Source organism: Thiohalocapsa sp. (assembly GCF_019695415.1).
In the GTDB taxonomy this organism is placed as follows: Bacteria; Pseudomonadota; Gammaproteobacteria; order Chromatiales; family Chromatiaceae; genus Thiohalocapsa.
The window spans coordinates 1-11817 of sequence record NZ_JAIFKJ010000248.1; the positions used below are offsets into that span (position 1 = coordinate 1).

At 65.8% G+C, this 11817-nt stretch carries 15 protein-coding genes; 4 read left to right on the forward strand and 11 right to left on the reverse strand.

Features of this window, described 5'->3' with window-relative positions:
* Positions 1-199 precede the first annotated feature (199 nt).
* Positions 200-664: a CopD family protein gene (locus I6U14_RS06980; protein ID WP_296898011.1), complete on the reverse strand. Its 465-nt coding sequence runs from the start codon at positions 662-664 to the stop codon at positions 200-202.
* 58 nt (positions 665-722) lie between these two features.
* On the reverse strand, positions 723-1436 hold the full coding sequence (gene pgl / locus I6U14_RS06985) for a 6-phosphogluconolactonase (protein WP_296898013.1): 714 nt from the start codon (positions 1434-1436) through the stop codon (positions 723-725).
* A gap of 101 nt (positions 1437-1537) precedes the next feature.
* Between pgl and I6U14_RS06990 the strand changes: the two genes are divergently transcribed.
* The 4 genes from I6U14_RS06990 (at position 1538) to I6U14_RS07005 (ending at position 4291) form a co-directional block, all read left to right on the forward strand.
* Positions 1538-2143, forward strand: coding sequence for a response regulator (locus tag I6U14_RS06990; protein WP_296898014.1), 606 nt, complete (start codon positions 1538-1540; stop codon positions 2141-2143).
* A 167-nt stretch (positions 2144-2310) separates the two neighbouring features.
* A complete protein-coding gene (locus I6U14_RS06995; RefSeq protein WP_296898016.1) occupies positions 2311-2658 on the forward strand; it encodes a TusE/DsrC/DsvC family sulfur relay protein in 348 nt (115 codons plus the stop codon).
* A 96-nt stretch (positions 2659-2754) separates the two neighbouring features.
* Positions 2755-3783, forward strand: coding sequence for a sodium:calcium antiporter (locus tag I6U14_RS07000; protein ID WP_296898017.1), 1029 nt, complete (start codon positions 2755-2757; stop codon positions 3781-3783).
* A gap of 28 nt (positions 3784-3811) precedes the next feature.
* On the forward strand, positions 3812-4291 hold the full coding sequence (locus I6U14_RS07005; protein WP_296898018.1) for a hypothetical protein: 480 nt from the start codon (positions 3812-3814) through the stop codon (positions 4289-4291).
* Positions 4292-4309: 18 nt separating this feature from the next.
* Here I6U14_RS07005 and ccoS read toward each other — a convergent pair whose 3' ends face one another.
* The 9 genes from ccoS to I6U14_RS07050 all read right to left on the reverse strand — a co-directional run.
* The gene (gene ccoS / locus I6U14_RS07010) at positions 4310-4492 is read right to left on the reverse strand and encodes a cbb3-type cytochrome oxidase assembly protein CcoS (RefSeq protein ID WP_296898020.1); all 183 of its coding nucleotides are present in this window, start codon (positions 4490-4492) and stop codon (positions 4310-4312) included.
* Positions 4493-4558: 66 nt separating this feature from the next.
* Positions 4559-7105 (reverse strand): heavy metal translocating P-type ATPase, encoded by a 2547-nt coding sequence (locus I6U14_RS07015; protein WP_296898021.1) that lies wholly within the window; start codon positions 7103-7105, stop codon positions 4559-4561.
* Between the two features lie 99 nt (positions 7106-7204).
* Complete coding sequence (locus tag I6U14_RS07020) at positions 7205-7762, reverse strand: FixH family protein (RefSeq protein WP_296898023.1); 558 nt, start codon at positions 7760-7762, stop codon at positions 7205-7207.
* Between the two features lie 12 nt (positions 7763-7774).
* On the reverse strand, positions 7775-9211 hold the full coding sequence (gene ccoG, locus I6U14_RS07025) for a cytochrome c oxidase accessory protein CcoG (RefSeq protein ID WP_296898025.1): 1437 nt from the start codon (positions 9209-9211) through the stop codon (positions 7775-7777).
* A gap of 172 nt (positions 9212-9383) precedes the next feature.
* Positions 9384-9524, reverse strand: coding sequence for a hypothetical protein (locus I6U14_RS07030; RefSeq protein WP_296898026.1), 141 nt, complete (start codon positions 9522-9524; stop codon positions 9384-9386).
* Positions 9525-9598: 74 nt separating this feature from the next.
* A complete protein-coding gene (gene ccoP, locus I6U14_RS07035) occupies positions 9599-10522 on the reverse strand; it encodes a cytochrome-c oxidase, cbb3-type subunit III (protein WP_296898027.1) in 924 nt (307 codons plus the stop codon).
* Positions 10509-10682 (reverse strand): cbb3-type cytochrome c oxidase subunit 3, encoded by a 174-nt coding sequence (locus I6U14_RS07040; RefSeq protein WP_296898028.1) that lies wholly within the window; start codon positions 10680-10682, stop codon positions 10509-10511. The genes ccoP and I6U14_RS07040 overlap by 14 nt, the downstream gene beginning before the upstream one ends.
* 34 nt (positions 10683-10716) lie before the next feature.
* Complete coding sequence (gene ccoO, locus I6U14_RS07045) at positions 10717-11469, reverse strand: cytochrome-c oxidase, cbb3-type subunit II (RefSeq protein WP_296898029.1); 753 nt, start codon at positions 11467-11469, stop codon at positions 10717-10719.
* 36 nt (positions 11470-11505) lie between these two features.
* A partial coding sequence (locus I6U14_RS07050) for a cbb3-type cytochrome c oxidase subunit I (protein ID WP_296898030.1) occupies positions 11506-11817 on the reverse strand: 312 nt, incomplete at its 5' end.

Here is an 11817-nt window from a genome sequence, read left to right on the forward strand (position 1 = left end):
GGGCCGGCGTTCTGAGCTGGCTGCCGGGAAGCGCCGATTTATTGGCGCTTCCCGTACGGGGCAGGACGCCCCGCCATTTTCGGCGACGCAAGTCGCTGAAAATGAAGGAGCCGGGAAACCGCCCAATGTCTGCACAGGCCCGGCTCCGTCTGATTTTTGGGCAGGATGCCCAATAAATGAGCGTCTCCTTAATGCGGGTCTACTGCAGATACCGGCCGGCGGAGCCCAGCATCGCCGTCACCAGGCCGAGCCCGAGGTTGACCTGGATAATGCGCCGGATGGTCGCCACACGCTCCCCGGCACCGGCCCAATCCTCGCGCGTCACCAGCCGGCCGAGTCCGCGGTAGGGAACGAAGTAGAGATAGGCGAACAGCGCTGTCATCACCAGCGCAAGGGCCATCATCACGTGCACATGCCAGCCCATGTCGCCGTCGTAGATGCCCGAGAAGATCCAGAACCCGCTGGCCCATAGCGTCGCCACGGCAATCCATACCCAGACGAAGAAGCGCTGGAACACGGCCAACAGCAGCTGCAACCGCTGCGGGGGCTCCAGTCGCCGCTGTGCTGACTGCCGCAACGCGAAATGCGCGAAGAACATGCCCCCCACCCAGACGACGGTGGCGAGCTGATGCAGGGCGATGGCGAAGGCAAGCTGAACGGTCATGGTACTGCGTGAATCAGGGGTTACAACGCGGAGTGAGCCGGCAGGCGCACGGCCCCGATCAACTTGGTGCGGCCGCCCGGTCCAGCAGCACCAGGGCATTGCCGCCGACGGCCACTCGCGCCGCCGGCAGACCCTCGCCATCGCGCCAGCGCATGATCGCCGGCCGCTTGGCTGTGCCAGTGACCAGCACCAGCATCCGCCGGCAGCGACACAGCGCGGAGGGGGTGAGTGACACCCGGTCGGACGGCGGCTTCGGCGCCCCGTGCACGGCCATGACCATGGGGCCGGGCCGGACCTCGTGGCCGGGAAACAGGCTTGCCGTATGGCCATCCTCGCCCATGCCGAGCAGCACCAGATCGAAGGGGAGGGCGGCGTCGACGACCGGCTCGTACGCCGCGGCGGCGGCTTCAGCGCCCTGCTCGGTGGGAATCACGTGAACCTGGTCCCGGGGCACAGCGACTCGCGCGAGCCAGGCCTCATCGACGATGCGGCTGTTGCGCTGTGGCGAGTCCGCCGGCAGACAACGCTCGTCGCCGTAGTAAAGATGCCAGCTTGGCCATTGCGCCTTCGCATCGGCAAGCAGCCGATAGGCGGCCTCGGGCGTCGAGCCCCCCGCCAGAACGAGCCGAAACGCCCCACGGGCCGCAATAGCCTCCGCAGCGGCGTCGAGGACGATTTGCGCTGTTGCCGCAGCAACGGCGTCTGCATCGTCGAGCACCCGCGTCTCGACACCGCTCAACTGCATGCTGTCACCTCGCGCTTGCGCTTGCATCCCGGCGCCCCGCGATGCGGTACTGACCGATGGCTTCGGCGTCCTATGGTACGCAAGAATGCACAGCCAAGCTCATGAATCCGTCTGCCCGGCCAGCGCGCATGCCCCAACCCGACGTCTTGCTCATCGACGCCTGCCCTGCCACGCGCTATGCGCTGCGCCTCGAGCTCCTGTCCCTGGGTGCGAGTGTGCGTCAGGCACAGAGCGTCGAGGAGGCCCTGCCGGCGCTGCGCCAAGAGCGACCCGACCTCATTATTTCGTCACCGGTGCTGCCAGGCCTCAATGCATTGGATCTATTGGAGCTGTTGCGCAACGCCGACGAACGCGACACACCGCCCGTGATCATTCATTGCCCGGCAGGCGACTGGCCATTGGCCGAGGCGGCTACCTCACGCGGCGCCCTGGCGGTGGTCGACACCGCGGCACTGGGCGCAGGCATCGCCGGCTGGATCAGCACGGTGCAGCCACGAGCCACCAGAGACCAGAGCGTCCCGTCGTCACACAGCGCATCCCGGGCGCCGCGTGTAACCGCACCCGCAGGGTTGCCCGCCCCTCCCGCGGCCCTGCCCGAGAACGTGCCTGCTTTTCTCCCTATGCGGGATCATCAGGCCGGCGCCGCGCCGACACATTGCTGGGTCCCCGCCCTGGCCGGCGCGCTGCTCGGGCTGCTCATCGGCCTGTGGATCGCCGCGATGCTGCACCCATGAATCGTATGCCCCTCAGTGCTCGGCGCCGGACGTCTTGCGCAAGACGCTTGACGCCCGCCCCCTGGTCCAGTACCACTGAGCGCGCCGCGACGTCTCCAAAGGAGCGCGGGGCTCGTTGAAACCAAACCCGCTGACAAGCAGAGAGGAAGATCCCGATGGCAGAGACGATGCAAGACATTCTAAATCCCGGTGCGCACCCCTCAGATCCGGACTTTCCGGACGCTCCGACGGACTGGACCCGTGCGAGCGCCGAGGCGACGGCCAAAGCAGAAGGCATCGAGCTGACGGACGATCACTGGGCCGTCATCCGTGCGCTTCAGCACTTCTTCCGCGGCGATGAGGCACCCAGCGTGCGGTCCATGCACGACGCCCTGGATGAACGCTTCCACGCCCAGGGCGGGATCAAGCACCTGTACGAGATCTTCCCGGGCGGCCCCATCGCCCAGGGCTGCCGCCTGGCCGGCCTAGAGCCGCCGCCGGGTGCCGTGGATCCCTCCTTCGGCAGCGTGCAGTAGCACACACGGCTGGGTGGCGCCCACAGCGGCGGGCGACACTGAACGATGCCACACACTCGGCCGCGGCCGAGCCTCCATCAGCGTTTCGGAGTCTCCATGGAACCCACTGCCTCCCTGGTCTGGAGCCAATACGGCCTCTGCGTGCTGGCCATCGGCATCGCCGGGGTCAAGCTCACGGACTACGGCGACTCCATCGCAGACAAGACCGGCATGGGCGGCTCGTGGGTGGGGCTCGTGCTCATCGCCACCGTGACCTCCCTGCCGGAGCTGGCGGCGGGAATCACGGCCTCCACCGTCGCCATGGTGCCGGACATCGCTGCGGGCGATGTCTACGGCAGCTGCGTCTACAACCTGGTGCTGCTCGCGGTGCTGGATCTATTCAGCCGCCGCCAGCCAATTCTCGCGCGGGTGCAACGCCAGCACGTCATGTCTGCAGGGTTCGGCATCCTGCTGATCAGCATCTCGGGCCTTGCGCTGCTGGCGGCAGAGGCCGGGCTCTCCACCCTGGCGGGCCACCTGTCTTGGGGCACACCCGTGATCGTGCTGGTCTACGCCATGGCCATCCGCACCCTGCACCGTTTCCGCGAAGAGGAGATCGAGGCCTTCGCCGAACAGGAACCGGACCGCTATGCAGAGAAGTCTCTGCGCTGGGTGGCGACACGCTACGGTGTGGCAGCGTCGGTGGTCGTCGCGGCGGGGGTCGCCCTGCCCTACGTATCAGAAGACCTGGCCCTGGTGATGAGCTGGAACCAGTCCTTCACCGGCACCCTGTTCACGGCGCTCAGCACCTCGTTGCCGGAGCTGGTGGTGACACTGGCAGCGCTTCGCATCGGCGCCGTGGACATGGCCGCCGGCAACGTCCTCGGCAGCAACATGTTCAACATTCTGGTGCTGGCCGTGGACGACCTGGTCTACACGCAGGGCTCCTTCTATGCGGACATCGCCCCCGGCCACCTGGTCTCGGCGTTCACGGCCGTCGCCATGACGGGCATCGTAGTCACCGCCATCTACTTTCGCCCGCAGCAGCGCGTGCTAGGCATCGGCAGCTGGGCAAGCCTGGGCCTCATTGCGCTGTTCGCGCTCAACACCTGGCTCACCTTCTACCTCGGCAACGCCGAGCACTGAGACCGCAGCAGGGCAGGGAGAGACTTTCATGCCGGAGCCGGCCCACCCGATTCACTCGAGCCGGCGCCGGCTGCGCCTGCGCATCCCCGCCCGCCGATGGGACCACACGTGGTTCGATGCGGCAGCCGCTGCCCTCGCAGCGCAGCCGGGGGTGGAGGGTGTGCGCCTAGACGCCGCCCGGGCAGTGCTGACGCTGCGCTTTGCCACCAACGCCTACGCGGCGCGGACGGACTACGAGCCGCTGCTTGCCGCGGCCGGTATCTCCGTCACACGGCCTGCACGCGCTCGCAGCCATGCCAACGCTCCGCAGGCGTGCGGTTGCGCGGTCAGCGCCCTGCGCGCCGACCGGCGCACCATCGCGCTTTGGATCTTCCTGCTGTTGCTGGCCCGCGGGCTGCTGCGCAGCGGGTGGCTCGCGCCCGGACTCGCGCTCTTGTGGCTCCTTTGGGAGAGCTTCCCGGCGCTGCGACATCGCCTGCTCAGAGCCGACAGCGCGCCGCCAGGGTGATGCGTGGTCTTGGCGGGCTCAGTCCTCGGCGTCGGGAAAACGCCTCGGGTCGCGATCTTGCACATCGTCATCCATCAGGATGCGCTGGCCGTCGCCATCGAGGTCTTCGAACTGCCCACTGCGAGCGGCCCAGAAGAGCACGCCCACGGCGACGAGTCCGAGCACCAACATGCCGGGAATCAAGCCGTAGATGACTTCCATCGCTGCCTCCAGGCAAGCTATTCGTGCAGCCGATGTTATTGGCTGTCACTTTGTGAGCCGAGCCGTTCAATCGATTTTCGGTCGTGGCGAGGTTGTCGCGCCGCCGACGAAGCCGCGGATTCGTGCCGAATTGCCAATGACGGCAAGTGAGCTCAAAGGCATGGCGATGGCCGCCACCAGCGGGGTGATGAGCGCGGCCATGGCCAATGGCACCATCACGACATTGTAGGCAATGGAGAGGCCGATGTTCTGGCGAATCACCCGCAGCGTGCGCCGGGCAAGGCTGCCCGCATCGCGCACGCGCGCAAGCTCGCTCGACATCAGAACGATGTCCGCGCTGGCGATAGAGACATCGGTGCCGCTGCCGACTGCAATCCCAACATCGGCACGCACCAGCGCCGGCGCGTCATTGATGCCGTCGCCCACCATGGCAACGCGCTGCCCGGCATCGCGCAGGTCGCCGATCACGGCGTCCTTGTCCGCAGGCAGCACTTCGGCGATGACCTGATCGGCACCCACCTCGGCGGCGATGCGCTCGGCGACGCCGCGGCGGTCGCCGGTGAGGAGGGTCACATGGATGCCATCGGCACGCAGCGCCCGGATGGTGTTCGCGGCGTCAGCGCGGGGTCGGTCCTCGAGCCCGAGACGCAGCGCGACCGTGCCATCCACGGCGCAATGGATCTCCCCGTCGGCATCAGCAGGGCCGCGCGGCGCGGTGCTGGCCGCGACGTCTATGCCGTGCCGGCCAAGCCAATCAGCTGTGCCGATGACAACGCCCCGCCCTTCGACCTTACCGCTCACCCCGAAGCCGGGCTCGGCCGCGAAATCCTCCACCGCGAGCCCCTTGTAGGCAATGCCACCGGCGCCGGCAAAGTCCACGATCGCCCTGGCCACCGGGTGCTCTGAGTGCCGCTCCAGCGCCGCCGCGTGTGCCAGCAGCTCACGGCGACGGCCACTCCAAGCCGATGGATCAGACAACGGCCAGACGCCATCCACGTCCTGCACCGCGGTGACCCGGGGGCGACCCTCGGTGACGGTACCCGTCTTGTCGAAAACGAAGTGATCGATGGAAGATAAGGTCTCGAAGACGGCGCCATTCTTCACCAGGATGCCGTTGCGGGCGCCGGTGCCCGAGGCCACCGCAATGGCCATGGGCGTGGCGAGCCCGAAGGCGCAGGGGCAGGTAATGATGAGCACAGAGGTTGCGGCCATCAACGCCGTTTCGGCATCCTGCCGCACCCACAGGCCGAAGGTCGCCGCCGCCAGCGCCAGCGTTACCGCCACGAACCAAGGCACGATGCGGTCCGCGGTGCATTGAATGGGGGCCTTGCTGGCCTGCGCGGACTCCACCAGCTCCACAATGCGCCCGAGCGCACTGTCCCGCAGCACAGCACACACCCGCACCTGCAGGCTGCCGGTGCCGTTCAGCGTACCTGCGGAGACGCTGTCACCCGCCGCCCGGGCCACGGGTGTGGACTCGCCGGTGAGCATGGACTCATCGACACGCGAGCGCCCGCGCAGCACCGTACCGTCGGCGGGTATGGTCTCGCCGGGGCGCACGAGCATGACAGCGCCCGGCCGCACCGCGCGGATGGGGACGATGGACTCCTCGCCGTCGTTGAGCAGGGTCGCCACACGCGGCTGGAGATCCAGCAGTCGCTGCGTGGCAGACACCGCCTGGCGCTTGGAGATGGCCTCCAGATAGCGCCCCACCAGGATCACGAACAGAAAGTTCACCACCGTATCCCAGTACACATGACCGCTGCCGGTGACGGTGACATACAAGGAATACAGATAGGTGATGGAGGCGCCAATGGCGATGGGCAGGTCCATGCCGAGGCGCAGCTGGCGCAGACCACGCCAGGCACCGGCATAGAAAGGCCAGCCCGAGTAGGCCAGGGTCGGCGTCGCGATCAAAAAGCCGATCCAATGGAACAGCGTGCGGAACTCGCCCTCGTCTGCACCCGCATACAGAGCGATGGAGATCCACATCAGATTCATCGCCGCAAAGGCGGCAAAGGCCATGCGGTACAGCAGCCGGCGATTCTCCCGCTGGATGCTGCCCTCGGCCGCCTGCGGATCGAAGGGCACAGCCGCATAGCCGAGGTCCGAGAGCCGCTTCAGCAGCGCCGAGAGCCGGACCCGGCCACTGTCCCACTTGAGCCGCAGCCGCCGTCCGGTGAGGTTCACGCGCGCCTCCTGCACGCCGTCCACCCCCGCGCGCCCCCGCTCGCTCCGCCAGGCCCCGGCCGCCCCATTGTCCCCTTCCCCCCGCCGGTTCCCCTCACCGCGCTCGGCCGCGCCCGGTCCGACCTCCTGCTGAATCTCTTCGAGATCATAGACCTTGAGATCTTTCGGCGGCGCCGGCGGCGGCCCGAGCGGCTGCCCCTCCGGCGTGCGCCGGTAGAAGCCCTGTAGTCCGGCGGCATGGATGGCCTGACAGACCGCGCGACATCCCTCGCAACAGAACGCCCGCCGAGCACCGGCCACCTCCGCGCTGATGTTGGCCTCAGCCGGCAGACCGCAGTGGTAACACGGCTGGGGGAAGGCATGGCTCGTGTCCGCCGCGCGCTCCACATCGGCGAGACGCGCGCTGTCCTCTAATGCGCTCACCGGTAGGTCTTGGGCATGCAGGGACGTTCGGTCATGGCTGGATCACAGCCGCCGGACAGAGCGGGCAGCCTCAGCAGCACCTCGAGGCAAAGCGGCAGCTCAGGGCTGCCCCACGCTGATGCGCTCGGCGAAGATGTGCTCGTCCTCACCCTGGCGCACAGCAACGACTGTGTCCCAGATACCGCCTAGCGGGAAGCTCACCGCGGCCTCGTAGAGACCCGGGCCGACAGCTGCCATCGGCAGCGAGAAGTCGCGACCGGCATCCGACGGTCGGTAAGCGAAGTAGGTAACCGCATCGGGTTCCACGGGCTGCCCGACCCTGTCCACGGCCGCAAACCGCACCCGCGCCTCGGCTTCCGCTCGGATATCCGCCGGCGTGTCGATCTGGATGGTCCATTGCGGCCCCTCGGCGAGCCGGGTCTGAATGGTGCGCTCCACATCCCGCCCGCGCTCGTAGTAATCGTCGCGGATGAGCCCCGGATTCGTGGCGATAGCCAAGGTCACCATGGTGATATTGACGCCGAGCACCACCACGACCCCAGCAATCCAGCCGATCACCCAAGGGTTCTTCCAGGTCCAGCGGCGTGCGGGCCGAGACGGCGCGTCATCACTCTCGATGCGCGGACCGCTGGCGGCTGTCATGGTCGTATGTTGCATAGGCGCTCTCGATCAGGGTCTGGGGCCGAAGAAGGCACTCTCGCGGGAAGCCTGGATCTCGGTGCCGTTGGGCAGCGCCGCGGAAGCGACGAAGGTAAGCGGCAGACGCTCCGCACCGAGGTGCTCTCGCTCGATCTTGACGAAGACGATGCCCGGATTCACTTCCCCTTGCTTGGCGGCGATCGGCTCCTCGGTACCGCTAACGGTGACGGGCACGTCCGCCTCGACTGAGATCGAGACCATGAGATCCTCGTTGGTCTTGTTCAGAACCTTGAGCGTGTACTTGTTTTGGATGGAGCCGTCGCTCAGCTGCACGAACAGCGGCGCGCGCTCGTGCAGCACCTTGAGCTCGATGGCGGAAAGCGAGGACAAGCCATAAATGATACCGGACAGTGCCAGCACCAGGATGGCAGTGTAGACCCACACCCGGGGTCTGGCGACCATCGCGGGCGCCGACTTACCTTCCAGCTCGTCGAGGGAGGCGTACCGGATGAGGCCCCGCGGCCGGCCGACCTTATCCATAACGGCGTTGCAGGCGTCGATACACAGCCCACAGGTGATGCAGCCCTCCTGCTGACCGTTGCGAATATCGACGCCGGTGGGGCAGACGGCGACGCACTGATTGCAGTCGACGCAGTCACCCGTCGACCGGCTCGCCTCCGTCTCGCCCTTTTTCATGCGCCCCCGGGGCTCGCCGCGACGCTCGTCGTAGGCGGGCACCACAGTGGTGCGATCGAGCATCACGCCCTGGATGCGGGCGTAGGGACACAACCAGAAGCAGACCTGCTCGCGCAGCCAGCCCGCAAGCACGTAAGTGCCGACGGTGAAGAGCGCGACGGATGCGTAAACCGCGGCGTTGGCATTACCGACGAAGAAATCCTGCCAGAGCTTCTCGGCGCCATAGAACCAAGCCACGAAGCTGAACCCGGTGGCGAAGCCGATCAGCATCCACAACAGGTGCTTGATGGCCTTGATGCGGAGCTTGCGCCCCGTGAGCGGTGCTGAGGCCAGCTTGCGCCGTTGCGCGGGATTGCCCTCCAGTTTCTCTTCGATCAGCGTGAAGACATCCGTCCAGACCGTTTGGAAGCAGAAGTAACCGCAGTAGACGCGGCCCGCAAGCGCCGTGGCCACCGCCAGCAGAATCGCGAAGAAAAGCAGCAGCAGCGACAGCATCCAGAAATCCTGGGGCAGGACCGTCACACCGAAGAGGTGATACTGCCGGTTCGGTATGTCGAACAACACCGCTTGCCGGCCGTCCCAGCGCATGTAGGGACCGAGGAAGAAAATCAGCCAGACTGAGGCCGCCAGCCACTTGATCGTACGCCAACGCCCGGGGATGCGCTTGGCGTGGATGGTCTCGTTGCCGGTATTGACGTGCCATTGCTCCGCTTCGGCGTAGATCTCATCCATCGCCGCGGAATGTGCGCCACCGGAAGTATTCTCAGACATCGGGTCCACCATGTATCAGACGCCGGCCTTTACCTTGCCAGCCGATCTATCGCTCGCACCCTATGGGTACTCGAAGGCGGACACCCGCCGACATCGGCCGCGGAAGTACTCGACCAAAAAAAAGGGGATCACACCGATCCCCCGCTCCGCCTCTCCTCCCCGGATCTTATCGCTATGACTGCTCGCCGCCGCCTTTGTGCCGCTCCGCGTCCTCGTTCATCAGCTTTACGACCTTGAAGCCCAGATACACGAAAATGACGATAGCGATGATGACGCTGAGGATCGAGCCCCAGAAAACCGCGTCGAAGTGCATGCTCCCCTCCTCGACTCCCCGTGTGAAGACCGACGACCGCCGCGACCAGTATCCGGCGGCGGTCCGGACGGTTGTTATTGCCCGCCACCGAGCTGGTGGACGTACACTGAAAGCATCTTGATCTGCTGCGGCGTGAGCTTGCCCTCGAGCTGACCGACATCGGAGAAGGCCGGCATCACAGCGTCCCGCGTTTGCTCAACGCCGGGCTGGTTCACGCCATAGAGAATGGTGTGCTTGGCACTCTCATAGCCACCAGGCTTGAAGCGCCAAATGCTGTCCGTGAGGTTGGCGGCACCGACTGTCACGATCTCGCCGGTGGGCAGCTCTGCCAAGACCCCGTTAGCCTTAGCCCCGTGGCAGGCCACGCAGCCCTTTTCGTTGTAGAGCGCCCAGCCGGCTTCGCTGCCCTCCCCGCCTTCGGAGAGCTCCACGGTGAATTTGGCGAGCTGGTCTACCTCGGCCTCGGTCAGGATATTGGCGTGTGCGGTCATCGCGCCCTTGCGGCCGTTAGTGATGGTCTCGCTGATCTTGCTGAGCGAGCCGCCATAAAGCCAATCGTCGTCGGCCAGCACCGGATAGCCCGGATTGCCCTGCCCGCCGCTGCCGTGGCAGCCCGCGCAATAATCGCCGAACAGAACTTTCGAAGAGGCCAGGGTGTATTGCAGCAGGCCCGCATCCTCGATGATCTGCTCCGGCGTCATCTCCGCAATCTGCTCGTCGTACTGGGCACGTACGGCTTCCACTTGCTCAACGCCCTGCTTGTATTCCTTGATGGACGTCCAGCCCAGAATGCCGGGCGTGAAATCCTTGCCCTCCTCGGCTTGACCCGGCAACGCCGGCCACATGGGGTAGAGGATGGCGTAGAGCACCCACCAGGCGACGGACGCCCAGAAAGCGATCATCCACCAACGCGGTGGCGGGTTCTTCAGCTCCCGCAGATTGTCGTCCCAGAAGTGCCCGGTGTTGTTCTCACCGGGAAAAGGGTTATTTTCCGCCATCGTTGTCTCCGAGGTCTTCGATATCTTCGTCGAAGGGGATGTGCTTTCTGGATTCGAGCTTGTCGCGATTCTTAGGCCGAAACACCTGGAAGTAGGCGACCGCCATTAGGATGAAGATAACGACGGTCAGGATCAGGCCGACCCAGTCGGTCGCCGTCATCGCACCCCAGTCGGTTGCAAAGTAACCCGACATCTTATTGACGGTAGTCGACGCCGGGTTCCAGCTTCGCCATGGTGCCGAGGACCTGCAGGTAAGCGATCATCGCGTCCATCTCGGTCTTGCCTTCGACGAGGGCGGGCGCGTTCTCGATATCGGCGTCGTTGTAGGGCACGCCGATAGCGCGAAGACCCTTCATATGCCGCTGCATCCGCTTGCCTTTCACCATGCGCTCCTGCAGCCATGGGTAGGCGGGCATAATGGACTCGGGCACCACGGATCTCGGTTCTACTAGATGCTGGCGATGCCACTCGTCCGAGTATTTCCCGCCGACGCGCGCCATGTCCGGTCCGGTGCGCTTGGAGCCCCATTGGAAGGGGTGGTCGAACATCGACTCCGACGCCAGCGAATAATGCCCGTAGCGCTCGCGCTCGTCGCGGAAGGGTCGCACCATTTGCGAGTGGCAGAGATAGCACCCCTCGCGCTGATAGATGTCGCGGCCGGCGAGCTCCAGCGCGGTGTAGGGCCGCACGCCATCGCCGGGCTCCCAATTCCACTGTTCTTTGCCGTCCGCGCTCACGGTCACGATGGGCTCAGAGCCCGGGTTCTCCTTATTCCAGACGATCTCCGGAAAGCGGTTAGCCTCTTCGGTGCTCTTCAGATAGAAGAGCGGTACGATCTCGACGATACCGCCGATGGACAGCACGATGGCCAGCACGATGAGCAGGCCCCAGATGTTGCGCTCCATGCGCTCCTGAAGCCCCTTTGGAGGCGTGTTGCTATCGGACATTACAGTACTCCAGGTTCGTCTCTAGGCCCTGTGCGCTCAGGCCGCAGCCGGCGTCAGGGTGCCGCGGGCATCGCGCAGGCTGCCCTGCGTCGAGGCTTTGCGCACCGTCATCAGGATGTTGAACAGCATGATCACTGCCCCGAGCAGGAAGATGCCGCCGCCCACGGCGCGCATGGCGTAGTACGGATGCATGGCGGCCACGGACTCGACGAAGGTGTAGGCCAGCGTGCCGTATTCGTCATAGGCGCGCCACATGAGGCCCTGCATAATGCCGGCAACCCACATGGCAACCACGTAGATCACCGTACCGATGGTTGCGGTCCAGAAGTGGACGTTGACCAGGCTCTC